24 protein-coding genes are annotated in these 22,647 nt (G+C 64.7%); all 24 read right to left on the bottom strand.

Annotation, left to right across the window (positions count from 1 at the left end; genetic code table 11):
- Nucleotides 1-2 precede the first annotated feature (2 nt).
- Nucleotides 3-1,457, bottom strand: a complete 1,455-nt coding sequence (gene flgK, locus ACFFNA_RS19050) for a flagellar hook-associated protein FlgK (RefSeq protein ID WP_378920682.1) — start codon at nucleotides 1,455-1,457, stop codon at nucleotides 3-5.
- Between the two features lie 27 nt (nucleotides 1,458-1,484).
- Nucleotides 1,485-2,741, bottom strand: a complete 1,257-nt coding sequence (locus ACFFNA_RS19055) for a flagellar hook protein FlgE (protein ID WP_378920684.1) — start codon at nucleotides 2,739-2,741, stop codon at nucleotides 1,485-1,487.
- Nucleotides 2,742-2,820: 79 nt separating this feature from the next.
- Complete coding sequence (locus ACFFNA_RS19060; protein ID WP_111547800.1) at nucleotides 2,821-3,489, bottom strand: response regulator transcription factor; 669 nt, start codon at nucleotides 3,487-3,489, stop codon at nucleotides 2,821-2,823.
- A 221-nt stretch (nucleotides 3,490-3,710) separates the two neighbouring features.
- Complete coding sequence (locus ACFFNA_RS19065) at nucleotides 3,711-4,301, bottom strand: transglycosylase SLT domain-containing protein (RefSeq protein WP_378920686.1); 591 nt, start codon at nucleotides 4,299-4,301, stop codon at nucleotides 3,711-3,713.
- Complete coding sequence (gene fliK, locus ACFFNA_RS19070) at nucleotides 4,228-5,634, bottom strand: flagellar hook-length control protein FliK (protein WP_378920688.1); 1,407 nt, start codon at nucleotides 5,632-5,634, stop codon at nucleotides 4,228-4,230. The genes ACFFNA_RS19065 and fliK overlap by 74 nt, the downstream gene beginning before the upstream one ends.
- Nucleotides 5,631-7,013 carry a MotC family chemotaxis protein gene (locus ACFFNA_RS19075; RefSeq protein WP_378920690.1) on the bottom strand — a complete coding sequence of 461 codons (1,383 nt, stop codon included), beginning with the start codon at nucleotides 7,011-7,013 and terminating at the stop codon, nucleotides 5,631-5,633. Before ACFFNA_RS19075 ends, fliK begins: the two co-directional genes overlap by 4 nt.
- On the bottom strand, nucleotides 7,010-8,365 hold the full coding sequence (locus ACFFNA_RS19080; protein WP_378920692.1) for a MotB family protein: 1,356 nt from the start codon (nucleotides 8,363-8,365) through the stop codon (nucleotides 7,010-7,012). Before ACFFNA_RS19080 ends, ACFFNA_RS19075 begins: the two co-directional genes overlap by 4 nt.
- Nucleotides 8,362-8,988, bottom strand: coding sequence for a hypothetical protein (locus ACFFNA_RS19085; RefSeq protein WP_378920694.1), 627 nt, complete (start codon nucleotides 8,986-8,988; stop codon nucleotides 8,362-8,364). Before ACFFNA_RS19085 ends, ACFFNA_RS19080 begins: the two co-directional genes overlap by 4 nt.
- A gap of 3 nt (nucleotides 8,989-8,991) precedes the next feature.
- On the bottom strand, nucleotides 8,992-10,638 hold the full coding sequence (gene fliF, locus ACFFNA_RS19090) for a flagellar basal-body MS-ring/collar protein FliF (RefSeq protein WP_378920696.1): 1,647 nt from the start codon (nucleotides 10,636-10,638) through the stop codon (nucleotides 8,992-8,994).
- 153 nt (nucleotides 10,639-10,791) lie between these two features.
- A complete protein-coding gene (locus ACFFNA_RS19095) occupies nucleotides 10,792-11,856 on the bottom strand; it encodes a flagellin N-terminal helical domain-containing protein (protein WP_378920698.1) in 1,065 nt (354 codons plus the stop codon).
- Nucleotides 11,857-12,124: 268 nt separating this feature from the next.
- The gene (locus ACFFNA_RS19100; protein ID WP_111547807.1) at nucleotides 12,125-13,126 is read right to left on the bottom strand and encodes a flagellin N-terminal helical domain-containing protein; all 1,002 of its coding nucleotides are present in this window, start codon (nucleotides 13,124-13,126) and stop codon (nucleotides 12,125-12,127) included.
- A gap of 232 nt (nucleotides 13,127-13,358) precedes the next feature.
- Complete coding sequence (fliP, locus tag ACFFNA_RS19105) at nucleotides 13,359-14,090, bottom strand: flagellar type III secretion system pore protein FliP (RefSeq protein WP_378920700.1); 732 nt, start codon at nucleotides 14,088-14,090, stop codon at nucleotides 13,359-13,361.
- Nucleotides 14,087-14,581: a flagellar basal body-associated FliL family protein gene (locus ACFFNA_RS19110; protein ID WP_378920702.1), complete on the bottom strand. Its 495-nt coding sequence runs from the start codon at nucleotides 14,579-14,581 to the stop codon at nucleotides 14,087-14,089. Before ACFFNA_RS19110 ends, fliP begins: the two co-directional genes overlap by 4 nt.
- A 19-nt stretch (nucleotides 14,582-14,600) precedes the next feature.
- Complete coding sequence (flgH, locus tag ACFFNA_RS19115; RefSeq protein WP_378920704.1) at nucleotides 14,601-15,308, bottom strand: flagellar basal body L-ring protein FlgH; 708 nt, start codon at nucleotides 15,306-15,308, stop codon at nucleotides 14,601-14,603.
- The gene (locus ACFFNA_RS19120) at nucleotides 15,305-15,883 is read right to left on the bottom strand and encodes a MotE family protein (protein ID WP_378920706.1); all 579 of its coding nucleotides are present in this window, start codon (nucleotides 15,881-15,883) and stop codon (nucleotides 15,305-15,307) included. Before ACFFNA_RS19120 ends, flgH begins: the two co-directional genes overlap by 4 nt.
- 9 nt (nucleotides 15,884-15,892) lie before the next feature.
- Entirely contained in the window at nucleotides 15,893-17,134 is a 1,242-nt protein-coding gene (locus tag ACFFNA_RS19125) for a flagellar basal body P-ring protein FlgI (protein WP_111547811.1), read from the bottom strand.
- Nucleotides 17,131-17,655: a flagellar basal body P-ring formation chaperone FlgA gene (gene flgA, locus ACFFNA_RS19130; protein ID WP_378920708.1), complete on the bottom strand. Its 525-nt coding sequence runs from the start codon at nucleotides 17,653-17,655 to the stop codon at nucleotides 17,131-17,133. Before flgA ends, ACFFNA_RS19125 begins: the two co-directional genes overlap by 4 nt.
- A gap of 6 nt (nucleotides 17,656-17,661) precedes the next feature.
- Nucleotides 17,662-18,450 (bottom strand): flagellar basal-body rod protein FlgG, encoded by a 789-nt coding sequence (gene flgG, locus ACFFNA_RS19135; protein WP_378920710.1) that lies wholly within the window; start codon nucleotides 18,448-18,450, stop codon nucleotides 17,662-17,664.
- 11 nt (nucleotides 18,451-18,461) lie between these two features.
- Complete coding sequence (fliE, locus tag ACFFNA_RS19140) at nucleotides 18,462-18,788, bottom strand: flagellar hook-basal body complex protein FliE (RefSeq protein ID WP_378920712.1); 327 nt, start codon at nucleotides 18,786-18,788, stop codon at nucleotides 18,462-18,464.
- The gene (gene flgC / locus ACFFNA_RS19145; protein ID WP_111547815.1) at nucleotides 18,788-19,204 is read right to left on the bottom strand and encodes a flagellar basal body rod protein FlgC; all 417 of its coding nucleotides are present in this window, start codon (nucleotides 19,202-19,204) and stop codon (nucleotides 18,788-18,790) included. Before flgC ends, fliE begins: the two co-directional genes overlap by 1 nt.
- A gap of 1 nt (nucleotide 19,205) precedes the next feature.
- Nucleotides 19,206-19,586, bottom strand: a complete 381-nt coding sequence (gene flgB / locus ACFFNA_RS19150; RefSeq protein ID WP_095084506.1) for a flagellar basal body rod protein FlgB — start codon at nucleotides 19,584-19,586, stop codon at nucleotides 19,206-19,208.
- An 83-nt stretch (nucleotides 19,587-19,669) separates the two neighbouring features.
- Nucleotides 19,670-20,515 (bottom strand): hypothetical protein, encoded by an 846-nt coding sequence (locus ACFFNA_RS19155; protein ID WP_378920715.1) that lies wholly within the window; start codon nucleotides 20,513-20,515, stop codon nucleotides 19,670-19,672.
- Entirely contained in the window at nucleotides 20,496-21,914 is a 1,419-nt protein-coding gene (fliI, locus tag ACFFNA_RS19160; protein ID WP_378920717.1) for a flagellar protein export ATPase FliI, read from the bottom strand. Before fliI ends, ACFFNA_RS19155 begins: the two co-directional genes overlap by 20 nt.
- 3 nt (nucleotides 21,915-21,917) lie before the next feature.
- Complete coding sequence (gene flgF, locus ACFFNA_RS19165; protein WP_378920719.1) at nucleotides 21,918-22,640, bottom strand: flagellar basal-body rod protein FlgF; 723 nt, start codon at nucleotides 22,638-22,640, stop codon at nucleotides 21,918-21,920.
- Nucleotides 22,641-22,647 lie beyond the last annotated feature (7 nt).

A 22,647-nucleotide genomic window follows, 5' to 3' on the forward strand; every position in this document is an offset into this window, starting at 1 on the left:
GATTATCCCACAGCGTTGAGCAAGGCCGTCATCATATCGTCGACGGTTTTCATCATCCGGGCCGATGCCTGATAGGTGTGTTCGAGGTCGAGCAGCAGCGACATTTCCTGGTCGACATTGACGCCGGTCGCGTTGGACAGCGCCTCGGCGCTGCGCGACGCCAGCGCTTCCTTGGCGTCGGAGGCGGTCGATGCCTGCTGGCGCACGCCCTCGAACCAGCCGATCGAATTGGCCGCGTAGTCGGAAACGCTGGACGTTGCCGAAACCCCGGCGGCGGGGTCGAAGGTCATCGGCTGGTCGAGCCGATCGCCATAGGCAACCAGAAGGCTGGAATAGGATGCGCCGCCGCCGGTGTTGGCGACATAGGCGGCACCGTTGGCGCCGCCATCGCGCAGCAGCGTCGGATTGCCGCCGGCGCTCGGGTCCATCGCCGCATTGACGCTGATGGAAGCGGCAAGGCCGTTGACCAGCGTGCCCGCGGCCGGCACCGCCGGTGCGCCGGACCAGGTGAACAGGCCGGCGGCATTGGGCAGCGAAGGTGCGGTCTCGGCAAAGGCCGTGATCAGGCCACGCGCGGTCTCGTCGAGCTGGCTTTGCATGGTCGAGGCGACGCTGTCGCGCAATTGCAGCAGGCCGGCAAGCTTGCCGCTGGCGCTGGTGTTGCCGCCGGTCCCCGCTGAGATCGGCACATTGTCGATATAGACCGCATTGCCGGCGGCCCCTGCGGTGTAGCCGGACGACGGCGCGAAGCTGACCGTGCGCGGAATGGTTTCGAACAGCGTCGTGCCATCGCCGGTGGTGATGACCATGTCATTGTCGCCGCGCGTGAAGGTCGAGACCGGCACATAGTCCGAAATCTTCTTCAAAAGCGCGTCGCGCTGGTCGAGCGCATCGGAAACATCGGTGCCGGAACGGGTTCCGGACATGACCGCGGTGTTGGCATCCTGGAACTGGCTGAGCAGCGAGTTGATGTCGTCGACCGCCGTGGCGATCTGGCTGTCGGTCTGGGTGCGGAAATCCTGGACGGCCTTGGAGCCCTCATTCAGCGAGCGCACAACCTGCTTGGCGGCGTCGATGACGCTGGCGCCGAGGTTCTGGTTGGACGGCGAGGTGGCGTAGAGCTGCAGCGCCTGCTGCAGATTGCCGATCGCCGTCGAGGGCGAGGACGCGTTGTCGACGCCATTGACCGAAACGCCCAGCTGATCCATGCCGCTGTACAGCGCGTTCTGGCCGCTCCAGGCCGACAGCGCGCCGAGGTTCTGGCGGAACAGCAGGTCGTTGGTGGCGCGCTGGATATCAACCGAACGCGCGCCCGGCGCCGTGCTGGTGACGACGGCCTGGCGGCGCGAATAATTCGGATTGTCGGCGTCGGCGACGTTGCGCGAGACAACGCTGGTCTGCTTCGCGGTGTTCATAAGCGCCGACTGGGCGATGCTCAATGCAGTGGACAGCGACATGCGGGTCTTTCACGGGCGGTGCCCGTTTTATCTCTTCAGGTTGACAAGGACGTCCATTAGATCGGAACCGGTCTGGAAGACTTTCGAATTGGCGGTGTAGCTGCGCTGTGCCGCGATCATGTTGGTCAGTTCTTCGGCGATATCGACGTTGGAATTCTCGAGGGCGCCGGAGATGATGGAGCCGGCCTTGCCTTCATTGGCAAAGCCAATACGGACCGCGCCGGATTCGGTGCCCTGTGCGTAGACGTTGCCGGGCAGCGCGGTGAGCTGGTCCGGGCTCTGCACATCGGCCAGCGGAATCTTGTAGAGCGCCTTGGTCGAGCCGTCCTTGTACTGCGCCGAGATGGTGCCGTCCTTGCTGATCTGGATCTTGTCGATGGTGCTCGGTGCGTTGCCGTTGACCTGGGCGTCGGAAACGGTGAAGCCGGCGCCGAGCTGGGTCAGTGTCGACAGGTCCAGCGAAAAGGCCGCGCCATTGGGCACCGTCAGGCTGACGCTGTTGACGGCGCCGGTGAGCTTGCCAGTGGTGGCGTCGAAGGTCAGGTTGGCCGAGCCCAATGCGCCGCCGGTGTAAGGGAACGACGTCCCGGCGGTGGCCTTCGACTGATCGAAGACCGCCACCTGCCACGTGCCGGCGCCCGTGTTGGTGAAATAGACGTCAAGCAGCTTCTTGTTGCCGAGATTGTCGTAGGCGACCATCGAGGATTTCGACGTATACTGCGCTCCCGCCGCGTTGGTGGTGGGCAGGTTGCCGGCGGCGACCGGCGTCGCGCCTGCCGGCAGGTTGCCGCTGTAGGTACCCTCGGTGCTCGGCGTTGCCGTCATCCCCTGGTCGGAGATGACGACGGGGGTCAGTCCCTCGAAGCCGTTGACCGTCGCCGCCGGCACGCCGTTGGCGTAGCTGTAGGCCATCAGCTGGAAGCCGGCCGCGTTGACCAGCCTGCCCTCCGCATCCGGAACGAAGGCGCCGGCTCGGGTCAGGAAAGGTGTTCCGCTCGGATCCTGAACGACGAAGAAACCATCGCCGTTGACGGCGAGGTCGGAGACCGAGGTCGTGTATTGAAGCACGCCCGGATCGCTGACCGCCTGCCGGATCGTCGTGGTGATGCCGCCGGAATTGTAGGCGCCGCCCGTGCTTGGCATGACCAGCGTCGAAAATTCGGCAGAGGACCGCTTGTAGCCGGTGGTGTCGGAATTGGCGATGTTGTCGGCCGTGGCGGACAGCCGGTTTGCCTGTGCATTCATGCCGGAAACGCCGGTCCGCATCATTCCGTAGAGGCTCATCGAAACGTCTCCCCAATGTGCATGCCACTGGCTACGAGGCTACGCGTCCTGTCTTGCGCGAGGCTGGCGCGGGGCTGCATCAGAAGACGAGCCGGTAGCCAAGGAAGCGCTTGGAATCGATCGGGTCGGTGCCCAGCTTCTCGCGCAGCTTCTTGCGCAATTTGCTGATGTGGCTTTCGACCACGTTCTCCTCGACCTCTTCGTCGAAGATGCCGTAGATGGCGTTGAAAACCTGGGTCTTGGTGACGCGGCGCCCGCGATTGCTTGCCAGATATTCGAGGATGCGGCGCTCGCGGCGCGGCAAGGGCAAAGGCTGGCCGTCGATCTCGGGGTCGCGGCCATCCATGAAGATGCGCATGGCGCCGATCTCGGTGTAGGCGACATCTTCCTGGGCGCGGCGGCGGATGGCGGTGATGCGGGCGAGGATCTCGCGGATGTGGACGGGCTTGCGAATGACGTCGTCGACGCCGCTCTCGAACAACCGCAGCGTGTTTTCCAACGAATGCTGTTCGCTCAAGGCGATGACAGGCGCGCCGGTGCGGTCGCGGATTTGACGGGGAGAGATCGAGCCTTCACGGCAGTCGCCGATGAGGAAGGCTCGGACCGATCTCAGGTCGGTGTCGGCCGCCGAGCTTACCCACTCGCCGAACTCGCCCGGCGCGAAGCCTGCACAGGCGACACCCTCACGATCGAAAAGTGAATTGTATCCCTCTGTTACGAGCTCGCGCTCGTCAACGATTACAATCATCGGCCCGCCTCCGAATCAAATCATTTGCCCCGTGAGAAAAGGGGTATCCGCTGGCGAGAATCCTGAACAACCGTCATTTCTTGTAGCTAGTTTCTTGGGAGTCTGGAATCGCAGCGGTTGCATTAGCGTGCAACCAGATATGCTTTCGGCGGCAAGTTTTGGCCAAGTCAAAACGATAAGCCATGACTGCGCGAACCGTGTATTAGATGCAGAAGATGCGCTTACGGGTTGCAGAAGCCGCGGGCGTTCGCGGTCCATTTCCCAAAGCCGGTGGCGACCATGTTGGCAATGACACGGCAGACATAGATCTTCTGTGCCGGATCGTTGTCGGGGCCGGCATGATAGCGGGCGACAGCCATCGACCAGGTCTCGTGACGGGCATGGAGACTGGCCAGGAAGCGCGCCGCATAGTCGACGTTCTGACGCGGATCGAGCATGTCCTCGACGCTGCGAAAATGCGACGCGTGGTAGTGATGGTTGATCTGCATGCAGCCCAGATCGATCAGCGTCTTGCCCTCGCGCCTGGCATTGGCGAAGGCTGCGAGGGCCTCGGTCCGGCTTCTCGGGAAGACCGCTTTTCCTTCTATATTCAAGGCGTTAGGCTGAAGGCTGCCCTTGTTTCCGGTTTCCGTCAGGCCCACGGCATAGAGGATGCCGGCGGGCACGCCATAGCGGTCGGCGGCACGCAGGATCTCCGGCTCGCAAGGGTTGGTGGCGGCAGCGGCAGCGCTCGCGATGCTAGATAAACATATCGTCGCCAGCGCGCTCGCGAGAAGCTGAAGTGCCGCGGCCGTAGTCCTGCGCGTCATCATTGCGGTTTCCTGCGGATTGCCGACCCGGTTGCTGACCACCCGCTCCACCATTGCCGCCGCCCGGGTTTCCAGGTTGGAAGGATGACGGATCGCGGCCTGCCGCCACCGGCAAGGGGGCGCTTGCATCGGTACGGGTTGCGGCAGGAACCGCTACCGAAGGTTGTAGGATCGTGACCTTGTCAACCTCGAAACCGAGCCCGCGCAGCGATTTGACGATGGCCTCGCTGTCGGCGGACAACCGACGATAAGCGTCGTGTGTTTCGGGCTTCAGTTCAATCGAAAGTTGTTCTCCGGAGAGGCGAAGGTTGGCCGTCACCATGCCGAGCTCGGCGGGGTGAAGTTCGATCTTCAACACATGTGTCGGAACGGCAACAGGGCTGGCCAACTGGGTGGCCGCGGATGAGGCCGAAAGGGCCTTTTGCGGGCCGCCATCGGCGGCTATGGCATTGACCACATTGAGGGCTGCCTGGCTGATGGGACTTTGCGGTGGCGCCGGGAAGCTCTGTTGCGACACGACGTCGATGCGGGCGGCGGACAAGGACTGTTTTCCCGCTTCGGGCCGTAACGAGGACTGGACATCCTCGATGCTTTTCATCTCCGGCGCGGCATGTTTCGATTGCACGCCGGGGACATCGGCGGTTGTGGTGTCCGGCAGCTTCTGGGCCGTCACGATAGTGTCGCGTTTCGGTGCGCTGGGGGCAGCGCCGGCAGCGCTCGGCGGCTGGCCGTCCAGCTCGGTCAAAGGCCCATCGACGATCGACACCTGCTCCGGCTTCGACTTGGTTTCGAGGACCTCGTTTCCGGCCGTGGACTTCGACCGGTAGGTCTTTGGCAGCGGAGCCTGCCCGTCGAGCGCCGGGTCCGGCGGGCTCTCGCCGGTAGCCGCATCGCGCCCGGCTGCCTTGGCCGATGTCGAGAAATGGCGCAGGTCATGAAACGCGATCAGCAGCGGCAGATGGTCCTGAAGCGGCACGGCATCCGCGTCCGGCGCCGTCTCTTCGGCGTCGGCATCGTCCTTGTGCGACTTTGCTTTCAGGTCGTCCTTGCCGATTTTCGCGGTCGGCACCTTGGCCGTGACGATCTTTCCGGGATCGGCTGATGCCGGCTCGGCCTTGCCGCCATGCCCGGCAAGGCCGGCGGCGAGCTTGCCCCAGCGTTGCTCGCGCGATCCCGTTTCGGTCGTCGGCTGCCGTTCCGGGCGGGCCGGACTGGCCTCGCCGTGCAGCATCTTGCTAAAACCTGCGTTGTCCTTCTTGCCATTCGCAGCCGGTTGCTCCGGCGTGGCGCGCGCGGTGGCAAATCCTGGCAAGGCCGAGCCTAGGCTGGTGGTCATTTGGGGGCGGCTCCAAGCATCTGGTCGATCAGGTCGAGCTGTCGACGTGTTTTGGTCATGGCGGCGTCGGTCGGATCGGCGGGCTCGGGACTGGCTGCGGGCAATGGTGCCGAAGCCTGCACGACAGTCGCCGCATCGGCTGGCGCAGCCGCAACCGCCGGCGTTTCCGGAGCACTGGTAGCTGGTCCGCCGGAGGCAGAAGTGACGGCAGGGTGCTCCGCGATGGCGCCTTCGACGGGTGGCAGCCCGCTGGCGTCGGCGCCTTGCGCCGCGACGGTTTCGGGCGCTGGAGGCTGCTTGACCGCAACAGGAGCCGGCTTTTCCTCGGGGAGGGGGGCGGGCGGCGCGACGACTTCGCCGGCAATGGCCTGAGCGGCGTCGAGCAAGGCGCGGTCGCCTTCCGACAGCCTGCTGCGGTCGATCTTGCCGAGCTTGGCGCGCACGTCCTCGATGGTGCCCGAGGTGACGGTGGAAAGACTGGCGTAAAGCAGGGCGCGCGGATCGTCCTGGTTGGTGTTGCCGTCGCGGCCCTGCTCAGCCCGCGCCGAAGCGAAGGCCGACAGGTCGTTCAGGCCGTCGATCGCGGCACGGCGGGCGATGCGCAGATAGATCACCTTCTCGCGCTCGGAATCCATCATCGAGGTGATGTCGGCCAGCTTGTCCTGGCTGATCGACATATGCAGCGCGATGACGCCGGAGACGAAGGAGTCGGCGAACTGGCTGGCATAGGGCGAATAGAGGTAGCGCTCGACATACTGGGTTGACGCAAGCGCGAAGCGTGCCGCGTCACCCTGCGCGACAGCAATGCCGACCGAGCGGCGCAGTGCTGCTTCCTCGACCAGCGTGCCGGGGCTGAGCAATCTTGCCTCGTCGAGCAACCCGAGCGCCGCCGCCGGCTGGTCGCCGGCAAGCAGCGAGCCTTTGACCAGGGCAAGGAAGGCGCCGAGATCGGGGGGCAGCGTCATCGGATCGATCGGCTTCAACGCTTCGATCGCCTCGCCGGGCCGGCCGCTGAGATAGTCGATCACACCGTTGGCCACGGCAAGGCTTTGCGGGTCCGTCGTGGCGCGCGACGTGGCGGCCTCGACAGTCACCGGGTTGCCGCCGCTCATGCCGTAGACAAGCAGGGCGCGAAAGTTCTTGGGATCGTTGAAATCCTTGGCGTCCGCCGCGCGCAGGCGCGCATCCACCATCTCGAGCAGCTTGGCCTGCATCGGCAGGGCGGCATGATCGCCGGCGGCGATGCGGTCCTGGATGAGCTGCAGCGAGCGCACCAGCTGATACGGCTGCAGCGCGTCCTGGGCGAAGCCGGCCGACGGATATCCGCCGGCCAGCAGCAACAGGCCAATCAACCGGCTGGTGACGGCCGCTCGCCTCATCCGCCGGTCGCCATCAGGATCTCGATGCGGCGGTTCGCAGCCGCCAACGGATCGGCCGGGTCCTTCGGCTGGCGGTCGGCGAAGCCGGCAACCTCAGTGATGCGGCGTTCGTCGACGCCGCCGCGCACGAGCATGTAGTAGGCCGAATGCGCGCGCGCCGTCGACAGCCGCCAATTGTCGTAGCTGTCGCTGCGGAACGGCCGTGCGTCGGTGTGGCCGTTGATGCTGATGGTGCCCTTCTGGCTGTTGACGATGTGGCCGATCTTCTCCATCGCCAGCACCAGTTCGCGGCGCGGCAGCGCCGAGCCGACCTCGAACATGCCGAAGTCGAGCTGGTCGGTGATCGAGATGACGACGCCCTTGTCGGTGGCTTCCACCGAGATGCCGTCATGCAGCTTGTCACCTGGCTTGAAGGCATCGGCCAACTGCCGCTTGACGTCGGCCGCGGCCTTGACGGCGGCGGCGGTCGGCGCCTTCTCCCCGGTGTCGGGCTTGGCGGCCTCTTGCGCCTTGGCCTCGGCCTTGGCTGCGTCGGCGGCTTTGGTCTCGCCCGGCTTGGTCTCGCCTGGCTTGGCGTCATTAGCCTTGGCTATTGCCGTGGCGGGGTTCGTGGCTTGCTTGCCGGTCGCGTCCTTTGCCAGAGGCTCGAGCGGTGCGGCCGCGACGGGCGGCACGGCCTTGACCTTGAGCACTTGCATCTCGGCGACCTTGTCACCGGGCTTGACCGGATCACCCTCGATCTTGGCACGCTGGGCACTGGCTTCGGCGCCGGGCGCCGCCACTTGCTGCGACCAGAAATCCGGCTCGAAGGGATCGCGATAGGAAGCGCCACCGGAGGCGCCCGTCGCCGGGCCGGCGGCCTGCGCGCCGCCATCGCCCTTCTGGCTGACATTCTGCATGACGCCGGTGTCGGTGGCGATTTCCGAAAGCACCGCGTAGGGGTCGGCGAACAGATGCTCGTCGGAGTGTTCCGCCTGCGGGAGTTCCTGCTTGTCCTGTTTGCGGTCCGCCGAGCCATCACCGTCCTGGCCGGCCTTGTTGGTCGCCTTCTGCGGATTGTCGGCCGTCGTCCCGATCGCGCGCGGACCGTCGCCGAGATCCTCCAGACCCTTCCGGCTCGAATTGCGGTCGACCAGCTTGACCGGGTTGAAATAGCTGGCGACGGCCGCCTTGGTCTGTTCGTTGGCGGCATTGATCAGCCACATGACCAGGAAGAAGCACATCATTGCCGTCATGAAGTCGGCGAAGGCGATCTTCCAGACGCCGCCATGATGGGCATCGTCATGGTCGTCGTGACCACGACGAACGATGATGATCTCCTGGTGAACCTGTCCGGCGTCGGCGACGCTCATGCCAGAACCTCGGAAAGGGTCGTCGACCATTCGGCCATGCGTGTCTCGAACACCGCCTCGTCGATGGCAACCGTGAGGTCGAAGCCTGGTGTCTCGATGAAGTCGAGATTGGCGGCGCGGGGTCCGAGCGATGCCTTCAGTGTTTCGAACAGCGAGAGCGGCCCGCGCACGGCGATGCGCACCGCTTCGGCATCGCCGACCGCTTCGCGGATCGCGCCGGCAAGCGCCTCGATCGAGCGTTTCTGCAGATCGTCGCTGACGATGCCGCCGATCATGCGGGCGACGGTGGCCGCGACCAGTGCGGTCACGCGCGCCTCCATGGCATCGATGCGCAACGAGACCGCCTTGCCGACATCGTCGCCGAGGCTTTCGAGGAATACCCTTGCTTCCTCGGCATTGGCCTGGCGTTCGGCCTCGAGCGCGGCTTCATGGGCAATCGACAGGCGTGCCTCTAGCGCCGCCTCAGCCTGGGCAACCGCTTCCGCGATCAGCGTGCCGATATCGGCTTGTGGCGCCGGCGTCTCGGGTTTGCGTTCGGGATCGGCCGTGGGCCGGGGCTGGCCGGCACGTTGCGTGCGGGTTCCGAAATCAGGCAGAAGGTCGAAAAGGGCTACGGAGGGCATGGTTTACACCGCGACTTCCTGGGCGGCCCATTTGCGCAGGATCTGCGCGGTGCGTTCCTCGTTGAGGTCGACCATTCGGGCAAGCCGATCCTGCGGCGCCGGCCTGATCTTCTGGCGAAGATCGTCGAGCGGTGTGGGACCTGGGCGTGAACCGGGCAGGGCGCCGACGGCAGCGCTTTCGGCGTTGGCGCTTGCTTCCGGTGTCGGCAGCGAGCGCTGGACTTCATCGTAGCTGGGGCCCGACAGGGCCGGCGTCGCCTTTGCCGTCAGCGCCGCCGCCATCGGCCTCAGGCCGAAGAAGGCGACCAGGAACACCACGACGATGAAGGCGCCGGCGTTGATCAGCGTGCCGGCATGCTGGCCGATGGAATCGAGCATTCCAGCCTGCGGGATCGCCTCGCCGTCCAGCCCGTCAATGAACTCGACCGCCGAGACGTCGATGAGGTCGCCGCGCTTGTCGTCGAAGCCGGTGGCCGAGGTCACCATCTTCTGGATCTCGGCGACGCGCTTGGCAATCTGCTCCGGCGTGGCGTCCTTGCCGAGAATGGTCATCAGCCGTTGCTGGTTGACGACCACGGCAATCGACATCTTGGTGACGGTGTAGCCGTTGGAAACGGTGGCGATCTTCTTCGAATTGATCTCGTAGTTGGTGATCTCTTCCTTGCGGTCGTTCTGCGAAGAGGATTGCGGACCGTCGGTGGCGGTTGCCTGGGTCTCGGGCAGGTTCTGCTCGACGCTGGCCGGGGTCGAGGCCTGCTTCTGGTTGTTGTTTTCGTTGGCGCGCACCGACTGTACCGAGCGCTCGACGCGGGAATTCGGATCGAAAATGGTTTCTTCCGTCTGGCGGGTGTCGGTGTTGACCTCGGCCTTGACGCTGGCGCGGAAGTTGTCGGGGCCGAGATAGGCCGTCAGCGCACGGCGGATGTTGTCGCCGATCTGCGCCTCGACGGTCTGCTCGACGCCGAGCGTGCGGGCGGCGCTGGTGTTGGAAGGATCATCGCCCGCGGCCAGCAGATTGCCGCTGGAATCGAGCACCGTCACCTTGTCGGCCGACAGGCCGGGGACGGCGGCGGCGACGAGATGGCGGATCGACATGGCGCTCTTCTCGGCGTCGATGCCGGTGTAGCGGATGACCACCGAGGCGGAGGGCTGCTGTTCGTCGCGGCGGAAATTGGCCCGTTCGGACATGACGATGTGGACGCGCGCCGCCTTGATGCCTGAAATCGACTGGATGGTGCGGGCGATCTCGCCTTCCAGTGCGCGCACGCGGGTGATCTGCTGCATGAAGGAGGTGAGGCCGAGCGAGCCGACATTGTCGAACAATTCGTAGCCGGCATTGGCACTGGTCGGCAGGCCCTTTTCGGCAAGCAGCATGCGCGCTTGCGCGGTGGTGCCGGCCGGCACCAGCACCGAGGTTCCGTCGGCGCCGACATCGAAGCCGATGCCGGCTTCGCCCAGCACCAGGCCGATCTGGTTCACGTCGGCGCGGTCGAGCCCGACATAGAGCGTGTCGTAGGCGGGACGGTTGAGATAGACCGAGGCGATGCCGATGACGCCCATCACCAGAACGGCGATGCCAGCCAGCATGGCAAGGCGCTTCACGCCAAAGCCGCGAAGATTCGAGATGATGCTCTGGATCTGTTCCGGCACGGTTCGACGACTCCCAGCATGACTGTCCGCCGGAACAGTAGTCTTCGAAGCTTGTGCGAAAATGAAATCGGGCCGCGCTTGCGGCGCGGCCCGTCAATCGGAGTGCGAAAAGGAGGGCGGGATGCGAAAGGAGGGCGCCGGTGGCGCCTGCGATTAGCTCTTGAACAGCGACAGGATGCTCTGCGAGGCGCTGTTGGCGATCGACAGCGCCTGGATGCCGAGTTGCTGCTGAACCTGCAGCGCCTGGAGCCGTGTCGATTCCTTGTTCATGTCGGCATCGACGAGCTGGCCGACACCACGGTCGATGGAGTCCATCAGGCTCTGGGTGAAGGTCTTCTGCAGGTCGATGCTGCTCTTGGCCGAGCCGAGGATGGTGGCGGAATCGGTCAACTGCGCCATGACCTTGTCGATCTTGGTGACCATCTGCGTGATGATATCGTCGGTTACGCCGACCGCGGTGATGTCGAGGTTGTAGGCGGAGATGTTGTCGACCTTGGCGACAGCTCCCGCCGCCGTCTGGCCGGCGGTGTTTGCGGCGATGTCCGTTCCTCCACCCGCGATCGCTGTGGCATAGGCGTTGTCATACAGGGTCTGGGCGGCCGCCGTGGAATAGATGGAGGTTTGGCGATCGAGGGTGCCGTAGTTCTTGACGCCGGTGGCAAGGCCGTAGTCGAAAAGCTTGGTGCCCTCGACATCGATGTTGATCGTCCCGATCGAGATCGCGCCGGACGAGGAACGATTGAATGAGGACACGATCTGCGAGTCGGGCTGGACGCCATCATTGGCTGCGGCGACCTGCTTGGAGGTCACCGCAAGGAAATTCGAGCCGGAGAAGGTTGCCGCATCGGCAAAGGACTTCATCTGCGCCTGAAGCGCCTTGATCTCGGTCTGGGTTTTTGCCTTGGCGGCATCCGTCTGGCCGACGGTCGAAAGCAGCTTGGTCTTGATCTGGCCGATCGTGGTCAGCACATTGTTCATGCCGGTGTAGGCGGTATCGACTTTCGAGGCGCCGAGGCCGAGTGCATCCTGTACCGTCGACAGGGCCGAGTTGTCCGAGCGCATCGTGGTTGCGATCGACCAGTAGGCGGCGTTGTCCGAGGCCTGCGAGACCCGGTAGCCCGTCGAGATGCGAGCCTGCGTCTGTTCGAGTGACTTGTTGGTGGCGCTGAGGCTTTGAAGTGCGGTTAACGCCGCGGCGTTTGTCATAATGCTCGCCAAGAAAGTCGCTCCTTCTCATAAGACGATATGTCCAGACATGCCGGATGGGCCTGTTCAACGGGTGGCATCGTGCCGGTCGGGCCGATTCGCCAAACTGTCGTAAGCTATTGGTTAACCATAACTAGCGCGGCATGGTTAACAGCCTGTTAAAAGCTGGCTTTTGACAGTTAAGAAACGAGCATTGCGCCAGGCTGGAACAAACGCAAATCGGGCCGCGCTTTTGGCGCGGCCCGATATTTTAGTGCCAACTACTGTTGGGCGTAGGTGATTAGCCGCGGAAGAGCGACAGGATCGACTGCGAGGAACCGTTGGCGATCGACAGCGCCTGGACGCCGAGCTGCTGCTGGACCTGCAGGGCCTGCAGACGGGTCGATTCCTTGTTCATGTCGGCATCGACGAGCTGGCCGACACCGCGATCGATGGAGTCCATCAGATCGGAGGTGAAGGTCTTCTGCAGGTCGATACTGCTCTTGGCGGCGCCGAGCGTGGTGGCGGAGTTGGTCATGTCGGCGAGCGCCGAGTCGATGACGGTCAACATCTGCTGGATCTGCGTATCGCTGGCAGCTTTGCCTGTCGCGGTGTCGAAGATCTTCAGGCTGGCGGCCGAATAGGTGTCGGTGGCCACAGCAGCGGCGCCCAGGGTCGGGGCCGAGGCCGTGAGGGTGGCCACACCGGTGGAGCCGACGCGGAGCGTGTCGAGGATACCCTTCGCGAGGGTCGCGGTGGTGCCAGCTTCATACAGCTTGATGTTTTCCACCTTGACGTCGATGGTCGAGATCGAAGCCGCGCCGGAGGCGTCACGGTTGAACGCCGAAAGGATCTTCACATCGGCCGCCGTCGTGGCTGTCGCGCCGCTGTTCACGGACAGCATGTTGGTGCCGGAGAAGGTGGCGCCGTCGGCGTAGGACTTCATCTGCGCCTGAAGAGCGGTGATTTCGGTCTGGGTCTTTTCCTTCGAGGCATCCGTCTGGCCATAGGATGCCAGCAGCTTGGCCTTGATCTGGTTGATGGTGGAGATCGCACTGTTCATGCCGGTGTAGGCGGTGTCGACCTTAGATGCGCCGAGGCCGAGCGCGTCCGAAACGGTGGACATCGCGGAGTTGTCCGAGCGCATCGTGGTGGCGATCGACCAGTAGGCGGCGTTGTCCGATGCCTGCGAGACCCGGTAACCGGTCGAGATGCGGGCCTGGGTGTCCTGGAGGGATTTGCTAGTGGCGTTAAGGCTCTGCAGAGCCGTCAACGCGGCGGAGTTCGTCATGATGCTGGACATGGTACTCGTACCTTGATTTTACAGGTGTTTTTTTGACATACCGGGCTTCCCGGTATGACGGTGCGGCATCATGCCAATGATCTCGAAATCGATCACCCGCCATCTGCGAGCGAATATGCGGGCAAGTCCCTACCAAAGGGCTAAACCGGACGGTTAATCGAAAATATATTGCTTGAATTTTGGGCCGGAGCGCGCGGCAAAGATCAAGTTGCCAGGGATCAGTTGCCGGGGATCAGTTGAAGGAGCGCACCAGGCTGCCGACAAGCAGATTCCAGCCGTCGATGAGGACGAAGAACAGGATCTTGAACGGCAGCGACACCACCGTTGGCGGCAGCATCATCATGCCCATCGCCATGGTGATGGTGGCGACGATCAGGTCGATGACCAGGAATGGCAGCACGATCAGGAAGCCGATCTCGAAGCCGCGCCGGATTTCCGAGATCATGAAGGCGGGCACCAGGATGCGCAGGTCCACGGTGTCGCGCGCAACGGTCTGGCCGCGCTCGCGGGCGAGATCGGCGAACAGGTCGAAGTCCTTGTCGCGCACATTGCGCAGCATGAAGGTGCGGAACGGATCCGAAATCTTGTCGAAGGCCTCGGTCTGGGTGATCTGGTTGTCCATCAGCGGCTTGACGCCGGTGTTCCAGGCCTGGTCGAAGGTCGGCGCCATGACATAGAAGGTCATGAACAACGACAGCGAAATCAGAATGAGATTGGCCGGCGTCGACTGCAGGCCGATGCCAGCGCGCAGGATCGAGAAGGCGATGACGAAGCGGGTGAAGCTCGTCACCATGATCAGCAGGCCTGGCGCCACCGACAGCACGGTCAGCAGGCCGAACACCTGGATGATGTAGCCGACGGTGGTGCCATCGGCCTTGCCGATGCCGCCGAGATCGAGTTGCTGCGCCGCCGCGACGGACGTGGCGGCGGCGATCATCGCGGTAGCAAGAAGGAACTTTCTCATTCGAGCAGCAATGTCCTGATAAGAATCTGCTTGGCGTGACCCTGGCTGCGGATCGAGGCGCGTTCCTCAAGATCGGCCTTCAGGTGCTGGTAGCCGCTGGCGCCCTCGATCTGATGCATCTTCAAGGTGCGCACCAGGGCCAGAAGGTCCTGGTGGATGTCATCCGACATGGCCTGTGACTGCGGCCCGTCATAGACTACGGACACCTCCATTCTGATCCAGGTATCGGCAGGCGAGGCGATGTTGGTGGTGATTGGCGCCAGCACGACGAGCGTCGGCCCCACGCCTGGCTCACCGCCCGCGGCGGGCTCCACGGTCTTGCCTTCGTTCTCAGGCGCCACCGGCACCGACGCAGGTGCCCCGACGCCCTTGAGATAGCCGCCGGACATCCAGCCCATGCCGATGGCGGCCGCCGTCACGACCAGCAGCATGATGGCCTGGATGGCAAGGGAGGGACCCTTGCGCGGCTGAACCTGTTCGAAATTTGCCACGGTGCCGTGTTCCCCAATTCTAGAACGGAAGAACCTGGTCGAGAATCTGCTGGCCATAGGCAGGTTGCTGGACCTCGGTGATGCGGCCGCGCCCGCCGTAGGAGATGCGCGCCTCGGCGATGCGTTCGTAGGGGATGGTGTTCTCGGCGCCGATATCGGCCGGCCGCACGATGCCGGCGAGTGTCAGCACCCTGAGCTCGGCGTTGACGCGCACTTCCTGCGATCCCGTGATCATCAAATTGCCGTTCGGCAAGACATCGGTAACGATGGCCGCGACATTGAGTTCAAGCGTTTCCGAGCGCTTGATCTCGCCGTCGGCCGTCGTGTCCGTGGTGGAGCTGAGAGCGCCGGCGCCCTTGCCGGCAGTGCTCCAGTTGTCCCACTGCGCGCTGAGGTCGTAACCGAGCTTGCGGTTGGCGGTGCGGCTCCTGTCGTTCTGGTTCTTGAAGTTGGCCCTGTCGTTGATCTTGATCTTGACGGTCAGGATGTCACCCTGCGACAGTGCCCGAGGGTCGGTGAACAGCCGGCTCTGACGGTCATCCCACAATGAGAATTTCCTGACCGGCGCGGGCGGCGTTTCCGGATAGCGATAGAGGGACGAGGTGTTGCCGCCATCGATGCCTGAGCCGACCGGGGACAGAGCGGGCTCCTTGCCGACCTCCTTCAGATTGGTTCCGCACCCGGACAGCCCGGCGACCGTGCACAGGAGGAGCATCTTGCGGATCATGACGGATCTACCCTTCGGGCTGCGCTGGCCATGATGCCGGTGAGCGTCGCCGCCGCCTTCTGGTCCATTTCGTTGAGGATGACGCTCGCCTTGCGTGAATCGAGCTTCATCAATATGGCCGCCGCCAGGTCGGGGTTGACGATGGCCAGCCGCTCGGCGGCGGCGTCAGGCTTCATGCCGGCATAGATCTGGACGACGCCGTCCTCGGCCCGGGCCAGGAAAACCTCGCGTCGCTTCAGCCAGGTCTCGTATTCGGCCCGCTTCTCCTCCAGCGCCTTCATGCGCTGGTCGATGCCGGCCTGCAGCTGCTTCATCTCCTCCGCCTGCAAGGCATAGCGGCGGTCGCGGGCAGCGTCGGCGATGTTGGAGCAGAAGCGCTCGATCTCGCTTTGGTCCGGCGCCTTTTCCCGCGTCAATTGCCGCGGCGGCTCAGCGGCCGGTGCGCCCGGCAGGACCTGGCGAACCGTTTCCTCGCCGCGCGCCGTGCTGCCGGCAAAGGACATGGCGACAACAGCGGCTGCGAGCAGGATCGCGGCGGGGCGGCGTCTTTCATGGCGTGAGAGAGAGCGGGTCATCGGCATCGCCTATTGCAGAACCAGGTCGGCCTGCAGGGCGCCGGCCGACTTGATGCCCTGCAGAATGGCAATGATGCCGTCCGGCTTGACGCCGAGACGGTTGAGGCCGGAAACGAGCGTTTCGAGATCGGGTCCGTCAAGCACGGCGACGCGGGCATCGGGCCGGCTCGCGTCGATAGCGGTGAACGGTTCGACGGCCGTCTCGCCCCTGGAGAAAGGCTCGGGCTGGACGACGCGCGGCGCTTCGGTGATGCGCACGGTGAGCGTGCCGTGGCTGATGGCGACCCGCGAGATCTTGACGTCGTTGCCGATGACGATGGTGCCGGTGCGCTCGTCGATGACGACACGGGCCGGCGTGTCGGATTCGACCACCAGGTTTTCGATCTCGGCATAGAAGCGGGCCGCCGAAACCCCCTTCGGCCTTCTGATCTGCACGGTGCGGGAATCGCGCTCGGCCGCAACCCGCGCGCCGAAGCGCTGGCTGGTATAGTCGTTGATGGCGTCGGCGATGCGGATTGCGGTCGAAAAATCGGGATTGCGCAATTGCAGGGTCAGCGTCGCCTGATCGTCGAACTCGGCCTGGACGGCGCGCTCGACGATGGCGCCGTTCGGCACACGACCGGAGGTCGGCACGCCTTGCGTCAGCTGCTCGGCCTGTCCCTTGGCGACGAAGCCGGAAACGATGACCGAGCCCTGGCCGACGGCATAGATCTCGCCGTCCGCCGCCTTCAAGGGCGTCATGATCAGCGTGCCGCCAGCGAGCGAGGTCGCGTCGCCCATCGAGGAGACGTCGATGTCGATGCGGGCGCCAGACTGCACGTAGGGCGGCATGTTGGCGGTGACGATGACGGCGGCGACATTCTTGGCGCGTGCGCTGCCGCCTTCGGTGGCGATGCCGAGATTTTCGAGCATGGCGCGGATCGATTGTTCGGTGAACGGCGAGTTGCGCAGGCTGTCGCCCGACCCGGCAAGCCCGATGACCAGGCCGTAGCCGACCAGCTGGTTGTCGCGCGAACTCTGCAGCTGGGCGATGTCCTTGATGCGCGAGGCGACCTGGCCCGGCGGCAGCGAACTCGGCCCGGACGAAACCCGGAACATGCGGCTGGTGGTGGCCGGATTGTATTCGGGATCGTCGTAGACGCCGCCATTCTTGGCGGCGAGCTCGCGCTTGGCCTTGGGCGTCAGGCCGTCGGCCAACGCCGGCTGCAAGCCGAGCACGGCCGCCAAGATCAGGGCAAGTCCGCGCATCATGAAGCGCTGACCTGGATGGTCCCATCCGCCATCACCGTTCCGGACAGGATCTTGCCGCTGTCGACGTTGCGGACCTTGACGAGGTCGCCCGCCGCACCCGGCTGCAACGTCACCGCGGTGGCCGAGATCGTCAGCCCGCCGGCGATGAAGAAGACCTGCACCGACGCGCCCTGTTCGACCAGCCAGGCCTTGCGGACGGCAGCGGAAGGGATGTAGCGGCCAGGCAGCAGCGTGCGCTTGGCGACCTTGCCGTCGAGTTCCTCGGCCCGGGTGGCGACCGCGTCCGGCTTGTGCTTGCCGGCGATCAGGGTCACCTTTTTCAGGGCAGCGAGCTCGATGGTCTCGCCGGGATAGATGACCCGGTTGGGGATCAACACAACCTCGCCGGCAGGTTGACTGCTGGCGATCTGAGTGGCCGATTGGTCTGCCGATTCCTGGGCGAAAGCCGGCATGCCGCCGGCCACCAGCGCAAGGACGAGCGCGGTGCGGCGGAATGCGGAGCAGGAGATCGGCATGGCCATCTTCCGTTACCTGATGTTCTTGGAGACGACGGAAGCCATGTCGTCGGCGGCCTGGATGACCTTGGAATTCATCTCATAGGCGCGCTGCGCCGAGATCAGCTCGGTGATCTCCTTCACCGGATCGACGTTGGAGGCCTCGAGATAGCCCTGCTCGATCGTGGCAAAGCCGGGATCGCCCGGCACGCCGACATTCGCCGGGCCGGAAGCCGTGGTTTCCTGGAACAGGTTGTCGCCGAGCGGCGCCAGACCCGCCTCGTTGGCGAAATTGGCGATCTGAAGCTGACCGAGGGTCTGCAGGTCGGTCTGGCCATCGATGCGGGCGAAGACCTGTCCGGTCTTGTTGACGATAACCTCGACGGCGTCGGTGGGAACGGTGATGGCCGGAATGACACTGGCGCCGTCGACCGTCACCAGCTGGCCGGTGGCGTTGGTGTTGAAGGCGCCGGCGCGGCTGTACAGCGTGCCGCCGTCGGCGCCCTCGATCTGGAACCAGCCCCTGCCGGTGAGCGCCATGTCGAAACTGTTGCCGGTGCTGGTCAGTTCGCCCTGGGTGTGCACGTTGCGCACGGCCGTCGTCTTGACGCCGAGGCCGATCGAGACGCCCTCCGGCACCAGCGAGGCGTTGGAACGGTTGGGCACGCCCTGCGTGCGGTCGACCTGGTAGAGCAGGTCCGAGAATTCGGCGCGGGCGCGTTTGTAGCCGGTGGTGTTGATGTTGGCGATGTTGTTGGCGATGACTTCCAGATTTGTCTGCTGGGCATTCATGCCGGTGGCGGCGATGGCGAGTGCTTTCATGGCGGAATTCCTCAGATGCCCATTCGACTGACTTCGAGATAGGCGGAAACCACCTTGTCGCGGATGGCGACGGCGGTCTGAAGCGCCTGTTGCGCGCTCATCACGGCGTCGACCACCTGACGGGTGTCGGCGTCGCCCTTGAGCGCCTGCATCGACACCTGCTCGGCATTCTCCATCGTGTTGACGGTCTTGGAGGCCGCCTGGCTCAGCGCCTCGGCGAAGGAGGTGCCGATATTGCCGCCGGCCGAGGGTGTGGCGCCGCCCTGGAGCAGGCTTGTCACCGCGTCGTCGCCGCCGATCGAGGACTTGAACTGAAGGGCTCCGATACCGCTGATCATTACTGGTTCCTCATCAGGTCGATGGTCATGGAAATCAGGTCGCGCGCCTGCTTGACGACCTGAAGATTGGCTTCGTAGGAGCGGTTGGCCTCGGTCATGTCGGCCATTTCGATCAGCACGTTGACGTTGGGCATCTTGACGTAGCCCTTGTCGTCGGCGGCCTCGTTGCCGGGCTGGAACTCGACCGGAAAGTCACTGGGATCACGATCGATCGAGTTCACTGCGACCGTTGAGCTGCCGGAGGTCCGGTCGAGCTCGGAGACGAAGCTGATGGTCTTGCGGCGATAGGGATCGGAACCGGGTGCGGTGCCGGTCGACTGGGCGTTGGCCAGGTTTTCCGAAACCACGCGCAAGCGCTCCGACTGGGCGCCGAGGCCGGATGCTGCGACTTTGAGGGCTGCGGTCAGCGCGTCCATGTCAGCTCTTCACCGCCATCATCATCATCGAATGGAACGCCTTGACGATCGCCGTGTTGAGCTCGAAGGAGCGGCGCACTTCGCCGGCCTTCATCAGCTGGTCTTCCAGCACGACCGAGTTCTTGGACGGCATGACAACGCCGTCATCTTCCTGCGGCTTGACGGTGAAGCCGGCATTGGTCGCGGCGTTGCCGAGATGGCCGGCCTGCGTGGCCTGCAGCGACACCGCTGTGCGGTCGAGCACCTTTTCGAACGGCTCGACATCGTTTGCCGTGTAGCCCGGCGTGTTGGCGTTGGCGATGTTGCCAGCGATGGCGGACTGGCGCACGGCAAGCCATTGCGCTTGCTTGGCGGCGAGGTCGAAAAGGGAAACGGGCTCCATGGGAATCTCCGGGCGGGTTCCCGAAGACTAGGCCGCCAGTCTTGCGCGGACCTTGCGGATGGCCGGGCGCCCGAGACGGGCGTTTACCTGGAGAGTTCGATCACCTGGTCGGTGCTGGTGACCATGACCCATTTGCCGTTGCGCTGCTCGATGGAAGACACCTGACTGGAGTCCGGCAGTATCGAGCCACGCTGGACGATCCACAGTCCGGCATCGTCCTCGATCATGGCGCGGCCATTGGCGACATGAACCATGCGGAATTTCGCGGCATCGGCCGGAAAGGGTTGCTCGTCCGGCGCAGGAGCGGGATTGGCATCATCCTGCACGGTTCCCGTGGCAAGCAGATCGATATTGGCCGCGGGAGCGTCCTTTGCCGTCAGCGGCGCGCTGCGTTGGGCGACCACGCCGCCGCCCGCCCGTCCTGAATTGGTGCCGGTGCCGCCAAACTTGATCGCCTGGACGCCGAACTGTTCCTGGTTGAAGAAGATGTACCAGGGAAACAGGGCGCAGATCAGCCCGAGCGTGAGGCCGAGCGCGGCAATAACGAAATCGCTGCGCCGGTCGGACTTCTTTTTCAGCCTGGGAAATGGCGCCTTTGGCGGCTGCGGCCATTCGGTGCGCGGGAACAGGCCGTCGATCAGCGAGTCACGGCTGGCCTGCGTCATCTCGGCGGCCGCTGCCTGGGGAACCCTGGGCACGGCGAGCTCAGCAGCCCTGGACAGAACAGGCTCGGCTTTAGCAACCCTGGGCAGGATTGGCTTGGCAGCTCTGGCTAGAACAGCCTCGGCTTTCGCAGCTATGGCGCGGACAGCCTTTGCCTTGGCAACTCTGGCTTCGTCGGCCCTGGCTTCCTCCGCGGCGCTGGCCTCGGCGAGCATTTCGCGCAGGACGCGCTCGGTGTACTGGCGTTCAGTCTCCTGTATCGGCATTCAGCTTACCCTTGAGGTGACGGGCGAGGTCGGAGAACGGCTCGGCGGACGGGCGGTCCTTGGGCGATTGCGTCAGCGCCTCGTAGATCAGCGGCACCTGGCGCACGGCGATATCGAGCTCGGCATCGACGCCGCCCTGATAGGCGCCCAGCAAGCGGATATCGCGCGTGTCCTCGAACCGGGCGATCATCGACTTCAGCCTTGTCACCAGGGCACGCTGTTCGGCGCTCCAGGCCTTGCCGGCAAGACGCGATATGGACGACAGCGGATTGACCGGCGGATAGCGTCCCTGTTCGGCGATCGCGCGGTCGAGCACGACATGGCCGTCGAGGATGCCGCGCACGGAATCGGCGACCGGGTCGTTGTGGTCGTCGCCGTCGACCAGCACGGAAATGATGGCGGTGATCGATCCCTTGCCTTCAACCCCGGGGCCTTCGGCGCCCGGTCCGGCGCGCTCGAGCAGCTTGGGCAGTTCGGTGAACACCGAGGCCGGATAGCCGCGGGCGACCGGCGGCTCGCCGGTTCCCGTCGCCACCTCGCGCAAGGCATGGGCGAAGCGGGTGATCGAATCCAGCACCAGAAGCACGCGATGGCCCTGGTCGCGAAAATGCTCGGCGACGCGCATGGCGGTGTCCGGTGCACGCCGGCGCATCATGGCGCTCTCGTCGCTGGTGGCGACGACGGCGACGGTCTTGGCCATGCTGTCGCCGATCGTGTCCTCGAGGAATTCGCGCACCTCGCGGCCGCGTTCGCCGATCAGCGCCACGACGACGGTGTCGAATGCGTCGGCGCCGGCAAGCATGGCGAGCAGCGTCGACTTGCCGACGCCGGAGCCGGCAAAGATGCCGAGGCGCTGGCCGAAGCAAAGCGGCGTGAAGATGTCGATGACCTTGACGCCGGTCATGAAGGCGGTGCCGACGCGCTGCCGCGCCATGGCGCCGGGCGTCGTGCGGGCGCCGCTCGACGTGTCGTCACCCCTGACCAAAGACGGGCCGCCATCGATCGCCCTGGTGAGCGCGTCGATGGTGCGGCCGCGCCACGAGGCATGCGGCCCAACCGCGAGCGGACCGCGGCGGAACACCGCATCACCGATGCCGGCATCGGCGCTGCGTTCGAAGGGTGCCACGACGATCTCGTCGCGGCTGATCTTGACGATCTCGCCGCGGCGCGCGCCGGCATGGCCGCGCTGCTCGACGATGTCGCCCAGCCTGGCGAAGTCGGAAAGGCCGCGCACCTTGTAGTGCGTGGACGTGACTTCGACGACGCGGCCGCCGCGCTTGAGCAGTGCCTCCGTGTCGGCGAAACGTCGCCATACCCGTTCCAGCGCGGCAAGCCGGTCTTCCGGGGCCGGCTGGAGCTGTCTTTCGGGCGCGCGCAGGGATGGCTGGTCGAGCGACATGGGCTATTTCGAGCCGAGCGTCTTGATCGCCTCGTCGGTGGAGGAGTCGGTCTGCCGCATCAGGGCCGCGGTATTTTCGAAGGCGCGCTGCACCATGATCAGCCGGGTGATCTCGAGCACCGGATTGACATTGGATTCTTCGAGAAAACCCTGGGCGATCCCGGTATCGGAACGATCGGTGACCGGCTCCGGCGTGCGCGCCGGAATGATGCCTGAATTGCCGTAGCGGACGAAATTCTCGCCGGGATCGAAATTGTAGAGGCCGATGGAGCCGACGAGCTGATCGTTCTGGCGCAGCGAACCGTCGGCCCCGGCCTTGGGCGGACCATTGCGGGGGTCGAGCTGGATCGGTGAACCTCCGGCATCGAGCACCGGGTGGCCCTCGATCGACATCAGCTCGCCATTCTCGTTCATCGAAAAGCGCCCGTCGCGGGTCATGACAGTGCCGACCGGCGTATCGATGGCGAACCAGGCATCGCCCTGGACGGCGAAATCGAACGGATTTCCGGTCTCGGTCAAGGCACCGTGCGTGCCGGAAAGATAGGTCTTGCCCGAAGACGCGAAGGATACCGACTTCGGCCCGGTGCCGGAGACGACGTCCTCGAATTTCACGCCGGTGGCGCGAAAGCCGATCGTCGAGGCGTTGGCGACGTTGTCGGCGATCGTGTCGAGGCGGCGCTCGAGCGCGATCTGCGAGGAAAGGGCGACGTACAGGCTGTCCCGCATGATGGTC

Origin of the sequence: Mesorhizobium kowhaii (assembly GCF_042431665.1) — a bacterium.
Classification (GTDB): Bacteria; Pseudomonadota; Alphaproteobacteria; order Rhizobiales; family Rhizobiaceae; genus Mesorhizobium; species Mesorhizobium kowhaii.